At 61.0% G+C, this 19137-nt stretch carries 16 protein-coding genes and 1 riboswitch; of the genes, 9 read left to right on the top strand and 7 right to left on the bottom strand.

All coding sequences use genetic code 11. From position 1 onward, the window contains the following. Window positions 1-30 precede the first annotated feature (30 nt). Both TX24_RS20050 and TX24_RS20045 read left to right on the top strand, forming a co-directional pair. Entirely contained in the window at window positions 31-624 is a 594-nt protein-coding gene (locus TX24_RS20050) for a phosphoheptose isomerase (RefSeq protein ID WP_007904374.1), read from the top strand. Continuing rightward, entirely contained in the window at window positions 621-1202 is a 582-nt protein-coding gene (locus tag TX24_RS20045) for a BON domain-containing protein (RefSeq protein WP_003188655.1), read from the top strand. The genes TX24_RS20050 and TX24_RS20045 overlap by 4 nt, the downstream gene beginning before the upstream one ends. A 241-nt stretch (window positions 1203-1443) precedes the next feature. Here TX24_RS20045 and TX24_RS20040 read toward each other — a convergent pair whose 3' ends face one another. Both TX24_RS20040 and TX24_RS20035 read right to left on the bottom strand, forming a co-directional pair. Further along, window positions 1444-2217, bottom strand: coding sequence for a YiaD family glycine zipper/OmpA-like lipoprotein (locus tag TX24_RS20040; protein ID WP_003188654.1), 774 nt, complete (start codon window positions 2215-2217; stop codon window positions 1444-1446). A gap of 178 nt (window positions 2218-2395) precedes the next feature. Next, window positions 2396-3040 carry an MBL fold metallo-hydrolase gene (locus TX24_RS20035; RefSeq protein ID WP_003188651.1) on the bottom strand — a complete coding sequence of 215 codons (645 nt, stop codon included), beginning with the start codon at window positions 3038-3040 and terminating at the stop codon, window positions 2396-2398. A gap of 155 nt (window positions 3041-3195) precedes the next feature. Here TX24_RS20035 and TX24_RS20030 point away from each other — a divergent pair, with 155 nt between their 5' ends. The 4 genes from TX24_RS20030 to TX24_RS20015 are packed head-to-tail and all read left to right on the top strand — an operon-like array spanning window position 3196 to window position 6629. After that, window positions 3196-3786 carry a paraquat-inducible protein A gene (locus TX24_RS20030; RefSeq protein ID WP_034134888.1) on the top strand — a complete coding sequence of 197 codons (591 nt, stop codon included), beginning with the start codon at window positions 3196-3198 and terminating at the stop codon, window positions 3784-3786. Next, window positions 3783-4427 carry a paraquat-inducible protein A gene (locus tag TX24_RS20025; protein ID WP_057710939.1) on the top strand — a complete coding sequence of 215 codons (645 nt, stop codon included), beginning with the start codon at window positions 3783-3785 and terminating at the stop codon, window positions 4425-4427. Before TX24_RS20030 ends, TX24_RS20025 begins: the two co-directional genes overlap by 4 nt. After that, entirely contained in the window at window positions 4408-6057 is a 1650-nt protein-coding gene (locus tag TX24_RS20020) for a PqiB family protein (protein ID WP_057710938.1), read from the top strand. Before TX24_RS20025 ends, TX24_RS20020 begins: the two co-directional genes overlap by 20 nt. Window positions 6058-6071: 14 nt before the next feature. Then, a complete protein-coding gene (locus TX24_RS20015) occupies window positions 6072-6629 on the top strand; it encodes a PqiC family protein (protein WP_034134885.1) in 558 nt (185 codons plus the stop codon). A gap of 9 nt (window positions 6630-6638) precedes the next feature. Here TX24_RS20015 and TX24_RS20010 read toward each other — a convergent pair whose 3' ends face one another. The 5 genes from TX24_RS20010 to TX24_RS19990 all read right to left on the bottom strand — a co-directional run bounded on the left by TX24_RS20010 (window position 6639) and on the right by TX24_RS19990 (window position 16176). After that, window positions 6639-9368 carry a winged helix-turn-helix domain-containing protein gene (locus TX24_RS20010; protein ID WP_057710937.1) on the bottom strand — a complete coding sequence of 910 codons (2730 nt, stop codon included), beginning with the start codon at window positions 9366-9368 and terminating at the stop codon, window positions 6639-6641. Window positions 9369-9639: 271 nt separating this feature from the next. Beyond that, the gene (locus TX24_RS20005) at window positions 9640-11004 is read right to left on the bottom strand and encodes a DUF1329 domain-containing protein (RefSeq protein ID WP_003188642.1); all 1365 of its coding nucleotides are present in this window, start codon (window positions 11002-11004) and stop codon (window positions 9640-9642) included. 42 nt (window positions 11005-11046) lie between these two features. Further along, window positions 11047-12906, bottom strand: coding sequence for a DUF1302 domain-containing protein (locus tag TX24_RS20000; RefSeq protein WP_003188640.1), 1860 nt, complete (start codon window positions 12904-12906; stop codon window positions 11047-11049). Window positions 12907-13238: 332 nt separating this feature from the next. Beyond that, window positions 13239-14921: a fatty acid--CoA ligase gene (locus tag TX24_RS19995; RefSeq protein ID WP_003188638.1), complete on the bottom strand. Its 1683-nt coding sequence runs from the start codon at window positions 14919-14921 to the stop codon at window positions 13239-13241. A 622-nt stretch (window positions 14922-15543) separates the two neighbouring features. Beyond that, the gene (locus TX24_RS19990; RefSeq protein WP_003188636.1) at window positions 15544-16176 is read right to left on the bottom strand and encodes a LysE family translocator; all 633 of its coding nucleotides are present in this window, start codon (window positions 16174-16176) and stop codon (window positions 15544-15546) included. 84 nt (window positions 16177-16260) lie between these two features. On the opposite strand from TX24_RS19990, the gene TX24_RS19985 reads away from it, so the two are divergent. The 3 genes from TX24_RS19985 to TX24_RS19975 all read left to right on the top strand — a co-directional run bounded on the left by TX24_RS19985 (window position 16261) and on the right by TX24_RS19975 (window position 19099). Beyond that, on the top strand, window positions 16261-17226 hold the full coding sequence (locus tag TX24_RS19985; RefSeq protein ID WP_032900979.1) for a 2-hydroxyacid dehydrogenase: 966 nt from the start codon (window positions 16261-16263) through the stop codon (window positions 17224-17226). Window positions 17227-17256: 30 nt separating this feature from the next. Continuing rightward, window positions 17257-18255, top strand: coding sequence for a class I SAM-dependent methyltransferase (locus TX24_RS19980; RefSeq protein ID WP_034134882.1), 999 nt, complete (start codon window positions 17257-17259; stop codon window positions 18253-18255). Between the two features lie 50 nt (window positions 18256-18305). After that, a riboswitch (yybP-ykoY riboswitch) is annotated at window positions 18306-18427 on the top strand. 87 nt (window positions 18428-18514) lie between these two features. Then, on the top strand, window positions 18515-19099 hold the full coding sequence (locus TX24_RS19975) for a TMEM165/GDT1 family protein (RefSeq protein ID WP_003188631.1): 585 nt from the start codon (window positions 18515-18517) through the stop codon (window positions 19097-19099). Window positions 19100-19137 lie beyond the last annotated feature (38 nt).

Below are 19137 nucleotides of genomic sequence, written 5' to 3'. Positions count from 1 at the left end.
CAAACAGCCGCGCTACTTAAGGTCACACAGATGGACATGCAATCCCGAATTCGCCAGCTTTTCCAGGCCAGCATCGACACCAAGCAACAGGCGATGGACGTACTTGCACCGCACATCGAGCAAGCCAGCCAGGTGATGGTCAATGCCTTGCTCAACGAAGGCAAAATGCTTTCGTGCGGCAACGGTGGTTCGGCCGGCGATGCCCAGCATTTTTCCTCCGAGCTGCTCAACCGCTTCGAACGCGAGCGCCCGAGCCTGCCGGCTATTGCCTTGACCACCGATTCGTCGACGATCACTTCGATTGCCAACGACTACAGCTACAACGAAATCTTCTCCAAGCAGATCCGCGCCCTCGGCCAGCCCGGCGATGTGTTGCTGGCGATTTCCACCAGCGGCAACTCGGCCAATATTATTCAAGCGATCCAGGCCGCACATGATCGCGAAATGATTGTCGTAGCCTTGACCGGTCGCGACGGCGGCGGCATGGCGTCGCTGCTGCTGCCTGAGGACGTGGAGATTCGCGTCCCGGCCAATGTCACTGCACGTATCCAAGAAGTTCATCTGCTGGCGATCCACTGCCTGTGCGATCTGATCGACAGCCAACTGTTCGGGAGTGAAGAATGACCGTTAATCGCCTCAGTCTTTTGGCCATCACGCTGTGCGTCGCCATCAGCGGCTGCAGCTCGGCTATCACCGCTACACGGGACACCCCTATCCAGGACGACCGGGGCACACGCACCTTCGGCAGCACCATTGATGATTCGCTGATCGAAACCAAGGTGAAGGTCAACGTCGCCAAGGCCGCTACCGACCTGGGCAACGGTGCCTCGCGCATTGTAGTGACCAGCTTCAATGGCGTGGTCCTGCTGGCAGGCCAAACGCCCCGCGCCGATCTCAAGGCCCAGGCCGAGCAAGCCGCCGCCGGCGTGCAACGCGTCAAGAAGGTCCACAACGAACTGCAGGTCATGGACCCGATCACCCTGCTGGCCATCAGCAACGATGCCCTGCTGACCACCAAGATCAAGGCCCAGATGCTGACCGACAGTGCGGTGCCTGGTTCGCGGATCAAGATCGTCACCGACAACGGCATCGTCTACATGATGGGCCTGCTGACCCAGGCCGAAGCCACCCGCGCCGCCAACCTGGTGCAGGGCGTGTCGGGCGTACAGAAGATTGTGAAGGTGTTCGAATACATCGACTGATGTAGATCGAAGGAGCCTGATCGTTCCCACGCTCTGCGTGGGAACGCATCCCGTGACGCTCCGCGTCACCGCACACGCTTCAGCTTTTGCGCCAAGAGTAGGACGCGGAGCGTCCGAGCGGGCATTCCCACGCAGAGCGTGGGAACGATCAAACGCAGAGCGTGGGAACGATCAAAACACGCAGCCACTAAAAAGGGCGCCGTGCATTGACTGCACGGCGCCCTTTTTAGTGCCCAGGGGTTTACTGGTATTGCTGGTACGGGTTGCCCTGGAACTGGTTGTTCTGCTGTGGCGCCTGCTGCTGGCCCGCAGGTTGGCCGTATTGCTGGCCAGGGATCGGGCCGAGGTTGACCTCGACACGACGGTTCTGGGCACGGCCGTTCACATCGCCGTTGCTGGCAATCGGGTTATCCGGGCCGGCACCGCGTGCGCTCAGGTTGGCACCGTTGACGCCTTGGGAGGTCAGGTAGTTGGCCACGCTCTGCGCACGGCGCTGGGACAGGTCCATGTTCAGTTGACGGCTACCGGTGCTGTCAGTGTAGCCAACGATCTGGATGGTGTTCTGGTTGAACTGCTTGAGGGAGTTGGCCAGGTTGTTCAGCGGCTGGTAGAAGCTGCTGGAGATCGCGTCCGAGTTGGTGGCGAAGGTAATGTTACCCGGCATGATCAGCTTGATCTGGTCACCCTGGCGCTGCACCTCAACCCCGGTGTTGGCCATGCTTTCACGCAGTTTTTTCTCTTGCTGGTCGGCGTAGTAGCCATAACCTGCCGCACCGGCACCCGCAACCACCGCGCCAATCAGCGCGCCCTTGCCACGGTTGTTATGGTCGATGGCCGCACCGGCCAATGCGCCAGCCAGCGCACCGAGGCCGCCGTATTTGGCGGTTTTGCTCATGCCGCTTTCGGAACCATTGCTGGCCTGTCCCTGGCTGCCGTCATAAGGGTTAGGTGAGGCGCAGCCAGACAACAGGGCTACGGCGGTAGCGACAACAAGCAGACGACGCGGAGTGAACATGAAGGAAGCTCCTACTTTTGCATTCTGTGATGCAGAGGACATTGGCAATGGACCTGTGCCGAGTTTGGAACGCGACAAACGGTAAAAATTCCGTGGAGGGGTGCGTAAAGCATAGCTGTCTTTGGCTTGGGTCTGTGCCTGTGTGTCTGTACCGGCTTGTATCAGAGCCGACAACCCATCACGCACGCACGAAAGGATTCTCCCGCATCTCATCGCCCAGCAACGTATCCGGCCCATGCCCAGTGACCACCGTCGCGCCTTCATCCAGCGTATACAGGCGCTGCTTGATCGACCGCACAATCGTCGCCTGGTCGCCGCCCCATAAATCCGTACGTCCTACCCCGCGACGAAACAAGGTATCGCCGGCGATCAACAGCTTGGCGTCGGCAAACCAGAAACTCATCGAGCCCGGTGTATGCCCAGGAGTATGCAAGGCTACGCCACAACCGCAGGCAAGTTCTTCGTCATGCTCCAGCCAGCGATCCGGAGACGGCACCGGGACGTAGGGCACGCGAAACATCTGGCATTGCATTTCCAGGTTGTCCCACAGAAATTGATCCTCTTTGTGCAGGTGCAGCGTGGCGCCGGTCTTTTCTTTCAATTGCCCGGAGGCCAGGAAATGATCAAGGTGAGCATGGGTGTGGATAATGCTCACCACCTTCAGGCCCAGTGCATCAAGGCGCGCCAGGATCAACTCGTGATTGCCGCCAGGGTCGACTACGATGGCTTTTTTAGTGATCGGGTCGCCAATGATGGTGCAGTTGCACTGCAACGGCCCGACGGGAAAGGTTTCGCGAATCAACGGTTGTTTTTCAATAGTCATGGGTGTCCTGCAAGCTCTCTGGCGCGTTCCAAGTGCAGTATGGTGTAGCTTGCCTCTGCGCGGGAAGGCGTCGATTGCGCGATCTATCCGCTGCTAAGCTACACACGCGCCATTGAAATCCCCCGCTGCAGTCAGTCGCATTTGGAGCAACATCCATGGCGAATCAACAGATCATCTGCGAACACTGCGACTGCGTGTACGAGAAAGTCACGCTCGCCAAACATCAGAAAGCCCTGTGCGTACGTTGCTCGGGCGTGCTGCAGCGCTATAACGGCCTGTCGGTGCAACAACGTCTGGCCCTGACGGTGACTGCCGCAGTGCTGTGGACCTTTGCCAACTTTTACCCGGTGATGAGCATCAGCCTGCAAGGCTTGAAAAACAGCGCCACCCTCTGGGACTCAGTGGTTGCACTGAGCCTGGGGCCAATCACGTTCATTGCACTGGTGGCAGCGATCTCCATCATTATCGCCCCGGTGTTTCAGCTAGCGTTGCTGATCTGGGTGCTGAGTTTCGCCTTGGCCGGTAGGCGCTCGCCGGCGTTCAAGCTGTGCATGCGCTGGCTCGAAGCCCTCAGGCCGTGGAGCATGCTGGAGGTGTGCCTGCTGGGCGCGATGGTCGCGGTGTTCAAGCTGGCCGGCATGCTGGATGTGATCCCTGGCACCGGCCTGTTTGCCTTGGCCGCCCTGAGCCTGTTGCTGATCCGCATTGCCGGGCGCGATGTGCGTGACCTGTGGGACACCGTATGAATTCACCGCCCACCGCTCGCGAGCTGAACCTGTGCCTGTGCCACACCTGCGGCCAGCCCTGCGACATGCGCCTTGAACCCACCGAGTGCGACCGCTGTGGCGCCACGCTGCATCGGCGCAAGGTGCAGTCCCTGACCCGAACCTGGGCCTACATGCTCACTGCCCTCGCCTTTTATGTCCCGGCCAATTTATTGCCGGTGATGAACACCACCATGCTCGGCTCGGGCGCAGACAGCACCATCATGAGCGGCGTGCTGGAGTTCTGGCAGCATGGTGCCTGGGACATTGCGCTGATCATTTTCATCGCCAGCATTGCCGTGCCGGGCATCAAGTTCTTGTCGCTGGGGCTGCTGCTGGTCACCGTGCAGCGCAATAGCCAGTGGGCGCGCAAGGAGCGTTCGAAGCTGTTTCGGTTTATCGAACTGATCGGCTACTGGTCGATGCTCGATGTCATCGTGGTCGCCCTGGTGGCCGCGCTGGTGAAGTTTCAAGCCCTGGGCACGATCGAACCGCGCCTGGGTATTCTGTTTTTTGGCCTGGTGGTCGTGTTTACGATGCTCGCGGCCATGAGCTTTGATCCCCGGCTAATCTGGGAAAACCCACCTAACGAGGAGACCTCGGATGAGCTCATCCAAGGCTGACACCCCTGCGGGGCAACCCGTGATCAAGACGCGTCGTTTCAGCGTTTCGCTGGTCTGGATCGTGCCGATTGTCGCCGTGCTGGTGGGGATCTCGCTGGTGATCCACAGCGTCATGCAACAAGGGCCGACCATCGTCCTCAACTTCAAGACCGGCAGCGGGCTGGTTGCCAACAAAACCGAGGTCAAATACCGCAACGTGGTGATCGGCCAGGTAACTGCCGTGGCCCTGAGTGATGACCAGAAAAGCGTCAACGCCACCGTCGAGCTGGTCAAACAGGCCGAAAGCTTCACCCGCGAAGATTCGAAATTCTGGGTGGTGCGCCCACGCATCGGCGCAGGCGGCGTGTCGGGCATCGACACGTTGTTGTCCGGCGACTACATCGGCGCAGACATCGGCCAGTCCGAGACCCGCGCCAAGCACTTCACGAGCTTGGAAAACCCGCCGCCCATTACCTACGGCGAGCCCGGCAAGCGCTTCACCCTGCACACCCAGGCCCTGGGCTCCCTGGACATCGGCTCCCCCGTCTATTACCGCAAGATTCCGGTGGGCCAGGTGGTGGCCTATGAGCTGGACAACGAGGGCAAGGGCGTGAATGTCGAGATCTTCGTGCATGCGCCCAATGACGTGTACATCACTGAGAACACGCGGTTCTGGAACGCCAGTGGCGTCGACTTGAGCGTTGGCGCCAATGGCTTCGCGCTGAAAACCGAATCCTTGTCGTCCATGTTGATGGGCGGGATCGCCTTCCAGGCGCCGCCCTACAACCCCAATGACAAACCGGCCGAAGAAAGTCGCAGCTTTGAGTTGTTCGAAGACCAGCAAAGCGCCCTCGCCCCACCCAACGGCAAGGGCCAATACATGGTCCTGCGTTTCGATCAGGCTCTGCGCGGGCTGAAAGTCGACGCACCGGTGGAGTTCCTTGGCGTGGAGTTCGGCAGGGTTGTATCGATCAACCTGGATTTCGATGCGAAGAAACGCACCTTCCCGGTCAATGTCGGCATCGTGATCTACCCGCAACTGCTCGGCGAGGCCCACACCAAGCTGCTCAAGGCCATGAACAATAACCCTGACGATGAGGCCGCCGGCGTACGCCTGATTGGTACCTTCATCGAAAACGGCCTGCGCGCCCAGGCCCGCAGCGGCAACTTGCTGACTGGCCAGCTGTACATCGCCCTGGACTTCTACCCCAAGGCCGAGAAAGTCGCGTTCGACCCGAACCAGCGACCCGTGGGCATCCCCACCATCCCGGGCAACCTGGAACAACTGCAAGAGAAGTTCGAAGGCATCGTCAACAAGATCAGCCAACTGCCTGTCGAGCGCATTGCCGGCAACCTCGATGCCAGCCTGGTCGAACTGCGCAAGGGCCTGGCGCAATTCAACGCCAAGACACTGCCGGGTGTGCAGACGACCTTGGGCGACGTGAGCAAGACCCTGCAATCGGCCAGTTCAACCCTGGCCGAAGACTCGCCGCAGCGTGAACAACTGACCCAGACCCTCGACGAGTTGGGGCGCATGTCGCGCTCCCTGCGCGAGCTTTCGGATTACCTGGGCCGGCATCCGGAGTCGCTGATTCGCGGCCGCCCCGATAATGCCGCACCGACGGACCTGCAAGGGCCACCCCGTAAATGACCATTGGAGCCGCCATGACATTGCCGCTGAAGATCACGTTGCTGAGCGCCCTGCTGATGCTCGGTGCCTGTCGCAGTGAACCCATCGCCTTTCACACCCTGACCCCGGCACACTTGAGCCCGAGTACGCGAGCAGAGGCCGGCGGTGTACGCATTGAGAGCATCAGCGTGCCGCCTCAGGTCGACCGCGCGCAGATAGTGATTCGCCAGGGCGACAGCGGCCTGGCGATTCTTGAAACCCAGTGGTGGGCGGCCACCCTCGCCGATGAGCTTAAGAGCGCCCTGGTGGACCAGTTGGCCAGCAGCAATGCCCGGCAAGCCGTGGCGTTGCGCGTGGACGTGCAGCGCTTTGACTCGGTACCGGGGCAGTACGCGTTGCTCGATGTGCGCTGGCGCCTGAGGCAAATCAATGGCGACCGTCCGGCGTTGACCTGCCGCACCACTTTGCAGTCGCCTGCCGGGCCGAGCATCGACGAACTGGTGGTGGCGCACCAGAACAACCTCAAGCGGTTCGCGGCGCTGATCAATCAGACCGTCGACACTTCACTCAAGGGCTGCCCGACCGCGCCTTGAGCCACGGGCTCAGGCCAGCAAGCCCATGGACTTGGCCCGCGCGACTGCCTGGGTACGACGCTCCACGCCGAGCTTGCTGTTGATGTGGCTGGCGTGGGTCTTCACCGTGTGCAGGGAGATGAACAGCTGATTGCTGATTTCCTGGTTTGAACAGCCTTGGGCAATCAGCTGCAGCACTGCCAGCTCTCGGGTGCTCAGGGTTTCCTGTTGAGGTGAGGCTTCAACCGCAATGACTTGGGGCAGCAGCGCCAGCAAGCTCTGGTTGAGCAGCCCATGGGAGTCCTTGCCCAGCTGCTCGCGCATCCACTGGGGGTAACCCTCCAACACGCGTTGAAACGGCTGCAACGCACCGCCCGAGCCGGCTTGCAGGGCACGGGCCAATACCGGCCTGGCCTTAGCCTCCTGGCCATTCTCCAGAAGCAACTGCACCTGCTGGACCAGCGCCATCAGGGCAATCATCTGGCGCCCGCTGTCATGGGCCTGCTGGGCCAGCGCTTCGAGGCGTTGCAGCGCACTGTCGGGTTGATGGCGAGTGGCATCGAGCGCGGCTTGTTGCAGCTCGATATGTTGCGGCAGGTGCGGATGAAACTCGGGGGCGGCCGCGGCGTGCTCGCCGTTGTAGGTCTGCCCCAGGCGGGCCAGCCAGGCGTCGGCCAGGTCAGTGCGACCCTGGGCCAGCCACAGCTCGCATTTGATCAGGGTGATCATCGCCAGGTAATAGATCGGCGGCACATCCCAGATGTGCATCAAGCGCTCGGCCTCGGCCAGTTCGGCAAAGGCATTGGCAAACTCCCCACGCCGCCCTTCGAAACTGGCGATGACACAGTGCCCGATCAGCACACTGATATCGCGGCAGGCGCGGGCCTCGGTCAGGCCGGCGCGCAAACGCGCAAGGCCGGCTTCGGGCTGGTAACGCACCAACAGCAGGTAACCTTCGTAAAGCGACAACCGTGCGCGCACGGCATACAGGCGCTGGGGTGCCAGCCCATGCAGGCGCTCCAGGCCTTGGCGAACTTCATCCAGAGAACGCAGGATCTCACCTCGCGACTGCAACACCCGCGCTCGGTCGTAATGGGCCAAGGCCTCAAACAAGGGGTTACCGACGCGCTGCGCCAGTTCCAGAGATTCGCGGTTCAGGCCACGGGCGCGCCACAGGTCGGCATCGGCGATTGCCAGGTTGGACAGAGTCGAGAGGCACACCAGGCGCTGGCCGTAACGCTTTTGCGGCAGGCTTTCCAACGCCTCTTGGCAATAGCGCTGGGTCAGCTCACGGTCTCCGCGCCCACGGGCAATGATCCCGCTCAGCGCCAACCATTGGGCCAACATGGATTTTTGCGCGGTGGCCGATGGCGCCGGCAGGAAGCGGCTGAGGTAACTGGACAGTTCCTGCGCCGCATCCAGTTGGCATGCGAGCCCCAGCGCCCAGCTGTACAGCACGATCAAACGCGGCGTGCTGATCAGCAAGCTGTCGGGCAGGTCCATCTTCCAGCGCAGCAGCATGCCGATGTTCTGCTCTGCCAGCAGTTGCTCTTCGGACAGGTTCTGCACCAGGTTCGCCGCCACATCCAGGTGCCCGGCCCGCAGCGCCTGCTCCACCGCCTCGTCGATCAAGCCCTGGGCGTTAAACCAGCGACAAGCGCGCAAGTGCAAGCTGGCCGGCGGCAAGGTGGCACTCTTCTCGCGGCGGGTGCGCAGCAGATCGGAGAACAAATGGTGATAGCGGTACCAATGGCCTTGCTCATCCAACGGCACCAGAAACACTTGATGAGCCTGCAGATAACGCAGGATTTCTGCGCTGTCATGGGCCTCTCGGATGGCGTCGCACAGTTCGCTGCAAAAGCGCTCCTGCGGTGCGGTGTCGTACAGGAACGCTTGCACTTCTGCGGGAAGGCAGTCGATGACTTCTTCGAGCAGGTAATCGCGAATCAGCCCTTCGCCACCGTGCAGGCTTTGGGGCAAGGCGCCCTCACTGCCCGCTTCGGAGGCCGCCAACAGCCAGAAGCGCAGGCCGGCGACCCAGCCCTCGCTACGGCGGATCAGGTTTTCCAACGCCTCACCGCGCAACGCATTGCCGTGTCCATCCAGCACCGCCAGGGATTCATCGTGAGTCAGGCGCAGGTCTTGCTCATGCAGTTCCAACAGGTGCCGCGACAGGCGCAGGCGTGCCAGGTGCCAGTCCGGACGCTGCCGGCTGGTGACCAGCACCACCAGTCCATCAGGCAAATGGTTGAGGAAAAATTGCAGGCAGCGATCCAGCACCGGGCCCTGGGCCAGGTGATAGTCATCCAGCACCAGCAATAACGGCGAACGCGCAGACAGGTGCATGGCCAGCTCGTCGAGCAGGCCATCGAGCCATTCTTCGAAGGCAAAGGGTTGGTGACGCTGGCGCATTTTCAGCAAGCCCATGGATTGGGCGCCGAGTTGCGGGAAATACTGTTGCAAGCCGTCGAGCAGCCGCTCCAGGAAACGGCCGGGGTCACTGTCTCTTGGGCTCAGGCCCAACCAGAGGCTTTGCCACTGAGCTGGCAAGCCCTGGCAAAACTCCACCGCCAACGAACTCTTGCCAAACCCAGCAGGCGCGCTGACCAGCAACAGTCGCCCCTCCAGGCCCGCATTCAGCCGTTCGCACAGGCGTGGGCGCAGCACGTAGCCGTCAGGCAGCGGCGGCCTGTAGAAGCGGCCTTCCAGGGTCGGCATCACCACACTGGCAGGCCCATGGGTTCGGGACAGATCAGTCATCGCCGGGCTCTTGTAGAAGGCTGTTGTCGGCATTGCAGATGTCCGCAGACTAGCGGTAAAAGCGGCGGGATTGTAGATCTTTGCAACAAATGGCTGAAAAAGAACTGCGACAAGAAATATCTCTTCCAGCCACCAAGAAAGAAGTAGGAGCGAGCTTGCTCGCGAAGGGCTCAAAAACAACGCGCCCATTCAGGATGGTCGCGTGAGGCGTGACGCAGAGCGTCACAGGAAGCGCTCCCACGCAGAGCGTGGGAGCGATCATTAGCAGAGGTTAGCGAACACCGTCCTGGCGCAGGGCCGCTGGGGTGAAGTCGCTGGTGCTGGCGGTGAAGCCAAAGTCATAGGCCTGCTTCTCTTCGTTCTTCATGCCCAAGGCCAGGTAGCGGCCGGACTGCAGGTCGTAGAGGGTTTCCAGGGCGTACCACGGCACTTGCTTGTCGTAGTAGTTCTCGGCATGGGCTTCGGCGACACGCCACAGTTGGCCACGACCGTCGTAGTGGTCGATCACCGCGGCTTGCCAGGTGTCTTCGTCAATGTAGAAGTCACGCTTGGCGTAAATGTGGCGCTGGCCTTCCTTCAAGGTGGCGACCACGTGCCAGACACGGCGCAGCTCGTAGCGAGCCAGGTCCTGGTTGATGTGGCCAGCCTTGATGATGTCGGCGTACTTGAGCTTGGGATCGTCGACCTTGTAGCTGTTGGAGGCGATGTAGATTTCTTTCTTGCCTTCCAGCTTCCAGTCGTAGCGGTCCGGCGCACCGTTGTACATGTCGAGGTTGTCGGAAGTGCGCAGGCCATCGGCGGCGGTGCCCGGCCCGTCATAGGAGACTTGGGGCGCCCGACGCACGCGGCGCTGACCGGCGTTGTAGACCCAGGCCGACCGCGGTTCTTTGACCTGGTCCAGGGTTTCGTGCACCAGCAGTACACCACCGGCCAGGCGCGCTGGCGCAGTCACTTGCTGCTTGAAGTAGAACAGCACGTTGCCTGGGTTTTTCGGATCGAAGTCCTTCATCTTGTCGCGGAACACGAACTGGTCGCGGAAATACACCAGGCTGTAGGAACCGTTGGTTTGCGGGGTGGCCTGGGTGACCAGGCGGGTGACGCTGCCGCCGCGGTAACGGGTGATGTGGTTCCAGATCACTTCAACGCCGCTCTTGGGAATCGGGAACGGGACGGCGGTTTCGAAGTTTTCCAGGCCGTTGCCGCCGGACACCAGGTTGGTGGTGGTGGCGTTTTTCTTGATCGAGGCAAACACCTCAGCCGGCACGGTGGCACCGCGATGGGTCGGGTACACCGGCATCTTGAAGCTGTCCGGGTAACGCTTGAACATCGCGTATTGCCCGGGGGCCAGCTTGTCTTTGTATTGCTCGACGTTCTGCGCGGTGATGGTGAACTGCGGTTGCTCGCTGGCATACGGGTTGGCGAGGAAACCACGGGCGTCGACTGCGCCGGCATTGGTCGGCAATGGCGACCATTTTGGAATGGTGCCAGCCGCGTTACCCGCCATCTCGGCGCCCATCGGGGTCAGGGTCGTGCCGAGCTTGGCGGCTTCATCTGCCGAGACTGCCGCCATGACGTTACTCGCCAGGATCGACAGCCCAAGCACACCCACGTGCAACAGACTTTTTGTTATTTTCATGCTCTGGTCTTCCTGAATACATGCCACTTGAAAAGAGTGTGCTTAGAAGTTGGCGCCGAAGCTCAAGGCGACAAAGTCGCGGTCATCCACGGTGCTGAACTTGCCACCAAAGAAGTTGGTGTACGCCAGGCTCGCGGTGTAGGTGTTCTGGTATTCGGCATCCAGGCCCAGGCTGACCGCCTTGCGACCTTCTTCAAAGTTGCCGCCAGGGCCTGGCGAGTAACCTTTGACGTCATGGGACCAGGCCACGTTAGGCTTGAGGTTCACGCCCGCGAACACATCCGGGTATTCCCAGATGGCACGGGCACGGTAGCCCCAAGACGTTGCAGTGGTGTAACCGTCGTTATTGCAGTTGGTGTTCAGGCCGGCAGCGTTGGGCAAGCCGGCGCCGTTGGCGGTGGAGTTGTTGAGGGCGTTGCAGAACCCACCTGGCAGCGTGCCTGGGCCGAACACTGGGTCGCGGCCGTAACGAGCCTGGGATTTGCTTTCCAGGCCGCCCACGTGGGTCACGCCGATTTCACCGACGGTGGTGAGGCGGCTGGCGCCCATGACCTGGTCGAAGAAGTGCGTGAAGGTGGTCTGGAACTGGGTGACTTCCTTGCGGTTGTAGCCGTGCAGGTCCTGGCCCGGCGTGCCCTTGAGCACGGACGCATTGCCAAAGCCCGGGATCGGCGTGACGCCGGCGAACAGAATATCAGTGGTGCTCAACTGCACCGGCGCATTCGGACGGTAGCTCAACTCACCACTCCAGGCGGTGCCGGTAGGCAAGGTGGTGGAGAAGCTCAGGCCGTAGAGGCGGATATCTTCCGGGTACTCGACGAAGTAATTCGAGCTGCCCGCCACGATCAACGGCCGCAAGGCTCCCAGTGGCCCCAGCGGACGCGTGTAGGCCGCCGATGGCGCGCCCTGTGCACTGAAGATCGGCGCACGGCTATGGTAGTTCATGAAATACGCGCCGAACTCAGTATCCAGCGGTTCGAAGTTGTAGCGCATGGCCACGCCGAACTGGCCGCTGTCGCGTGCATCACGGTCCGGCCCACGGCGCACCAGCACCCCTTCGCTGTTGACGTCCACACCCAAGGCACCCAGGGTCGGCAGGGCGGCGGCAGGAATGGTGGAACGCTTGTTCAGTACCCGCAGGTTATTGCTGCAACCATCGGAGATCACGTCCGGCTGCGAGAAGAACGTGCCGCAGTTATCGGTCACGGTCTGGTCCCACTCCAGCTGGTAAAACGCCTCGGCCGACAGGTTGTCGGTGAGCGACTGGGACACGTAGAACATGTTCACCGGGATCAAGCCTTCCTTGATCTCGGCCCCCGGACGGCGAAACGCCGACACGTCGATCGGGTTGATGGAGTTGATGCCGCCACCGATGAAGGTACTTTCGCCCCAGCTCACCACCTGCTTACCAAAACGCACGGAACCCGGCGCATCGGCAATCGAGTAGTTGTGGTAGACGAATGCGTCGAGAATCTGCCCGCCCGAAGACTTGGCGCCCTCTTTGCGGTTGTTGTCGCTGATGTCCTTGAACGGACGGCTTTCGTCCTTGAGTTCGAAGTCGTACCAGTACTTGCCCCGCACAAACACACCGGTGTCGCCGTACTTCAGTTCCAGGTCGTGGATGCCCTTGAAGATCTTCGAGAAGGTCTCGCCGCGCTTGAAGTTCAGGTGGCCGTCATCGGAGGTCTGGGACAGGCCCTTGCCGCCGTTGTTGGCACCGATCAGGTCACGATTGGGTTTGGCCGTGGACCAGCTCGCCCCCACGGAAAGCGACGAGTCAAAGCTCCCTTCGATTTCACCAATGTTGAAACTGACGCCGAATGCCGGCCCGGCGAGCGTAGAAGCGAGGCTGACGGCCAGGGGCAGTCTTGCCCGGCGCCAGAACTGGTTTACTGAGGTCATCGACGCTACTCCATGTGCATATTTTATTGTTATGGCAGTGAGCCCTTTCTTCAGATGTAACGGCCGGGATACAACGATTCCAATGCCGCATCGCCACCGAGCCTCCATGGCTCGAAGCGCAACATCCGCGAAAAACTCTGAAAGGGACTATAGCCAGAGGGGGGTAGTGCTTGATCCCTCTAAAGTGTGATTTGCATCACCAACCTGTCTGCCACAACCCTTTCGCCACGCCGACGAAGGTCGACGCGGGAAGGATGGCTGAAATTCGGCAAATCACAAGTAAAGGCTTGATATAGAGCATTGCCGCGCCCGAACGGGCGCGGCGAGAGGGCTTAGAGCGTGGACAGAAACGTGCTGTTGTTGGCCTGCCATTCGATGATGTCGACACGGATACGTTTCTTGTCGAGCTTGCCGACACTGGTCTTGGGAATTTCAGTAACAACGGCGATCTGGCTCGGGATCGCCCACTTGCTCAAATGGCCCAGCTCGACAAAAGGCTTGAGGTGTTCCTTGAGCTCTCGCGCATCGATCACATGCCCTTCACGCACCACCAACAGCGCGAAGGGACGCTCGCCCCATTGCGGATCGGCAATGCCTACCACCGCCACTTCCCGCACCGCCGGGTGGCGGCTGACCAGGTCTTCCAGAGCCAGGGAAGAGATCCATTCGCCGCCGGTCTTGATCACATCCTTGATGCGGTCGCGGATATCAATCACGCCGAAGGCATCCAGCGTGGCCACATCACCGGTGTGCAACCAACCACCGGCCCAGAGTTCGGTGCCCTTTTGCGGTTCTTTGTAGTAACCCTCGGTCAGCCACGGCGCGCGCAGCACCAGTTCGCCCTGGGTTTCGCCATCGGCGGGCAGGAAATGACCGTCAGTGTCCATGATTGCCGCCTCAACCAACGGGCCCGGCACACCGGCCTTGATGCGGTAGGTGGTGCGCTCATCTTCGCTGCCGGCCATCAACTCATCATTGAGGTGAGCGCAAGACACCAGCGGCCCGGTCTCGGACATGCCATACGCGGCGGTCAGTTGAATGCCACGGGCCTTGGCAGCTTCATACAGCGAACGGTTGAGGGCGCTGCCGCCGATGACGATTTTCCAACCGCCGAAATCCACGTTCTGCGCAGCCTTGGCGTTGAGCACCATTTGCAGGATGGTCGGCACACAGTGGGAGAACGTCACCTTCTCCTTGCGCCACAGCTCCACCAGGTATTCCGGGTCGTAGCGGCCGGGGTACACCTGCTTGAGCCCGAGCATGGTCGCCACATACGGCAAGCCCCAGGCGTGTACGTGGAACATCGGCGTGATCGGCATGTACACGTCGTTGGTGCCCAGCAGCCGCACGCTGTCGACGCTGCCCATGATGGTCGCCACGCCAATGGTGTGCAGCACCAGTTGCCGATGGGTGAAGTACACACCTTTGGGGTTACCGGTGGTGCCGGTGGTGTAGAACGTGGTGGCGACCGAGTTTTCGTCAAAATCCTCGAAGTCATAGCTGGGGCTGGCGGCGGCCAGGAGGGTTTCGTACTCACCGACAAGATTGGGTAGCTCGGCGGTGTGGGTGTCACCATCGGTAATCAACAAGGTCTTGTCGACGGTAGTGAGCTGCCCGGCAATCGCCTGGTAGAGCCCCACGAACTCACTGTTGACCAGCACAAAGCGGTCTTCGGCGTGGTTCATGGTGTACAGAATCTGCTCCGGCGACAGCCGCACGTTAATGGTGTGGATCACCGCGCCAATCATCGGGATGGCGAACATGCACTCCAAGTAACGGTGGCTGTCCCAGTCCATCACCGCCACGGTATCACCGGCCTTGACCCCGGCTTCAGTCAGCACATTGGCCAGGCGCGCAACGCGCTCGATCAGCGTGGGGTAGCTGTAGCGCAGCTTGTCGCGATAGATAATTTCCCGGGTCTTCTCGTAGCGAGTCCCGGACATCAACAGGCGCTTGATCAACAGCGGATATTGGTACGCACCTTCGGCGGGCGGGATAACACGGGTCTGCAACATAAGAATCCCTTTAATGACTGCACGGTCTTGGCTTGAAGACCTGCACTGTAGAGCGCTTATGTTTCAGCCAAATCAGCCAAAGGAATGATTTGCAGGAGCCAGCAAATGCTAGCGTTACGCCATTATCCGGACGTCATTGCGTTCCAGCAATCGACGGTAACCACGATGCGAAGCGAGCCGCTCTTGATCTTGATCTGCTTTTGATCTCAAGCGCCCCGTCAAACCACGCTGGCCGGAATTCGACAGGGATTTGGGGGGTAAACCGGCAGGGATGCCGGTTTAGCCGCCCCGCGCCATGGATGGCGCGTGGCGGCGGCCCCCCAAATCACTGGCGGATTACGGGCACACCGAGCCTAGGCGAGGTGCCGAGTGGTGGGGCAAGAGCGTTTTGCTTACTTTTGCGCTTTTCAAAAGTGAGCCGCTGTCAGAGCGGAACCCTAAGCGGCCGTTACCGCAGCAATGGATATGTACACAATCCAACCGTGTTGACTGCCAGCCCGCCTTCGCGAGCAAGCCCGCAGTTGGATCGTGAGGCGTCAGGTAGGTAGGTGTCGGCTGGCAGGCCGTCATCGCAGGCAAGCCAGCTCCCACATTTTGTCCCTGCCCGCTTGAGTGAACGCGCTTACTTCATGCTGGTGAAGGCCAACTTCACCCCAATAGCAATCAACACCGCGCCCATGGTCCGATCAAACCAATGCCCCATCCGCGCAAACCCCGCGCGTACACGCTGCTGGCTGAACAGCATGGCCACCAGGCAAAACCACAACGCCGTCGCCACCGCCAGGTACACCCCATAACCGGCCTGCACCGCCAATGGTGTGTGGGGGTTGATCACCACGGTAAACAACGACAGGAAAAACAACGTGGCCTTGGGGTTCAAACCATTGGTCACAAAGCCCGCAGTAAACGCGCCACGCGGGGTGCGCTCACCCGCTTCACGGTGCAACTCGCCCTCGGCCGCAGGCTTGGCCGGCTGGGCACGCAGGGCCTTGAAGCCGATGTACAGCAGGTACGCCGCTGCCGCCCACTTCAACGCATTGAACAGCACAATGGACTGGGACACGATCAAGCCGATACCCAGCAACGAGTAACCCACATGCAGGAAAATCGCCGAACCGACGCCCAGTGCCGTCCATGTGCCGGCGCGGCGGCCATGGGTCACACTCTCACGCACCACCACGGCGAAATCCGGGCCGGGGCTGGCCACCGCCAGCAAGTGAATCAAGGCTACGGTCAAAAACTCGGCGACGTACATGCTCACTCCATTAAGTAACTGATTATTTCATCTGATAGGCTCGGCAGATTACGCCTTCGAACCTCGTCGCAAAAGGTACAGTTGATCATGAACAATCGCCGCGCCGTCTTCCTCGACCACCCTTCCCTGGACTTGGGCGACCTCGACCTCAGCGGTTTGCATGACTGCTTCAGCCAGTTGCAGTTGTTTGAACAGACCACGCCAGAAAATGTGCTGGAGCGCTTGCAAGGCGCCCAAGTCGCCATCAGCAATAAAATCCCGCTCACGGCCCACACCCTGGCCGCCTGCCCCGAGCTCAAGCTGATCCTGGTGTCGGCCACCGGCACCAACAATATCGACCTTGAAGCCGCCCGCGCCCACGGCATCACTGTGAGCAACTGCCAGGGCTATGGCACGCCGTCGGTGGCCCAGCACACGATCATGCTGTTGCTCAACCTCGCCACGCGCTTGAAGGACTACCAACAGGATGTAGCCGCGGGCAAATGGCAGCAGGCCAAACAGTTTTGCCTGCTGGACCATCCGATCGTCGAACTGGAAGGCAAAACCCTCGGCCTGCTCGGCCACGGTGAACTGGGCAGTGCCGTGGCACGCCTGGCTGAAGCGTTTGGCATGCGTGTGGTGCTCGGCGCGATACCTGGGCGCCCTGCCCGCGCCGACCGTGTGCCGCTGGATCAATTGCTGACCCAGGCCGATGCGCTGACCCTGCATTGCCCACTCAACGAGCACACCCGCGACTTTATCGGCGCTCGTGAACTGGCGTTGCTCAAACCCGGCGCGTTTATCGTCAACACCGCACGCGGCGGCTTGATCAATGAACAGGCCCTAGCCGACGCACTGCGCAGTGGTCATCTGGGCGGCGCGGCGACTGATGTGCTGAGCGTCGAGCCACCCGTCAATGGCAATCCGCTGCTGGCTGGGGGCATTCCACGGTTGATCGTCACACCCCACAACGCCTGGGGCAGCCGCGAAGCGCGGCAGCGCATCGTCGGCCAACTCACGGAAAACGCCCTGGGCTTTTTCAGCGGCGCCCCGCTGCGCGTCGTCAGTTGATAAACTGCGCCCCTTTTCAAGGAGCAGACTATGGATCCGCGCAGTGAAGTACTGCTTCGCCAGGCCGAACTTTTTCAAGGCAACCTGCTGCTCGTGGGTTTGCCTGCGGACGATTTGCTTGGGCGCCTGCCCAACGCCCACGGCTGGTGCTGGCATGCCGGTGACCAGGCGGCGCTCGATGCGCGCTTCGCCGAACGCAGCCAGTTTGGCGTGACAGTGCCCGAGCGCGCCTTTGATGCGGCGGTGATTTTCCTGCCCAAGTCCAAAGACCTCACCGACTACCTGCTCAATGCCGTGGCTGCGCGCCTGCCGGGCGCCGAGCTGTTTCTGGTGGGCGAGAAAAAGGGCGGTATCGAAAGCGCCGCCAAACAGATGGCTCCGTTCGGCAAACCGCGCAAGCTCGATAGCGCACGGCATTGCCAGTTGTGGCAGGTCACCGTCGCCAACGCGCCGCAAGCCGTGGCGCTTGAGAGCCTGGCGCAGGTCTTCGACGTACCGCTGGCCGAAGGCCCGCTGAAGGTCGTGAGCTTGCCAGGTGTGTTCAGCCATGGGCGCCTGGACCGCGGCACCGAGTTGTTGCTGGAGCACTTGGACAAGCTGCCCAGCGGCAACCTGCTCGACTTTGGTTGCGGCGCGGGGGTGCTGGGTGCTGCGGTCAAACGCCGCTACCCGCATAACACCGTGACGATGCTGGACGTGGATGCCTTCGCCGCCGCCAGCAGTCGTCTGACTTTGGCAGCGAACGGCCTGGAAGCCGAGGTATTGACCGGTGACGGAATCGACGCGGCGCCCATGGGTTTGAACGCGATTTTGAGCAACCCGCCGTTCCATGTCGGCGTGCACACCGATTATTTCGCCACGGAGAACCTGCTGCGAAAAGCGGCGAAACACCTGGCAAAAGGTGGCGAACTTCGCCTGGTTGCCAATAGCTTCCTGAAGTATCAACCACTGATCGAAGAGCATTTGGGCATCTGCGCAATCAAGGCCGAAGGCAATGGTTTTCGCATTTACCGTGCCAAGCGCCCCTGAGGGAGGTTTGAAAAAGAACGCTTGCCGAATGGGTTTTGCCTAGGCAGAATCCGCAGCGTCCTAGGGGAGTAGTCTCCCACGAGCGCCATGCTCGTCCGGCATACGTCAACATACTTGGTCAGCAGACCATGGCGTATGCGACCCAGGAGTCCGCACAGACGGACCGGGGTTTGACAAGACCTATGACACGCACACCTTACCCGGGGCGGGAAGGCTGTACGTGTCATAGCCGTGTCGACCCGCCCCTGGAAACTACCTGATGCTGGATTCACTACTCGTTCCTACCGCAATCGTTGCCTTGGCCGAAATCGGCGACAAGACGCAACTGCTCGCACTCATCCTTGCCGCACGCTTTCGCAAACCCTGGCCGATCATCGCCGGCATTGTCGCCGCGACCCTGGCCAACCATGCGGCGGCCGGTGCTGTGGGCGCCTGGTTCGGGAGTTTCTTCTCGGATGCGGTGCTGCACTGGATCCTCGCCGCAAGCTTCTGCGCCACAGCGCTGTGGACCCTGGTGCCGGACAAACTCGATGATGACGAAGCCAGTACTACCCGTAAGTTCGGGCCCTTCCTGACCACCTTGATTGCGTTCTTCCTCGCCGAAATCGGCGACAAGACCCAGATCGCCACGGTGATGCTGGCGGCGCAATACCCGGAATTGTGGCTGGTGATTATCGGTACCACCCTGGGCATGCTGATTGCCAACGTACCGGTGGTGCTGGCGGGGAATTTTGCCGCGGAGAAACTGCCGCTGACCTTGATTCGTCGCTTGGCGGCTACGGCGTTCTTCGTGCTGGCGGTTATTGCGGTGTACAAGGCCATGCAAAGCAGCGGCTGGATCTAAGCCCTGATGCCTGTAGGAGCGAGCTTGCTCGCGAAAAA

Source organism: Pseudomonas lactis, assembly GCF_001439845.1.
Classification (GTDB): Bacteria; Pseudomonadota; Gammaproteobacteria; order Pseudomonadales; family Pseudomonadaceae; genus Aquipseudomonas; species Aquipseudomonas lactis.
The sequence above is the reverse complement of the archived record's forward strand: the minus strand, read 5'-3'. Positions and strand labels throughout refer to the sequence as shown.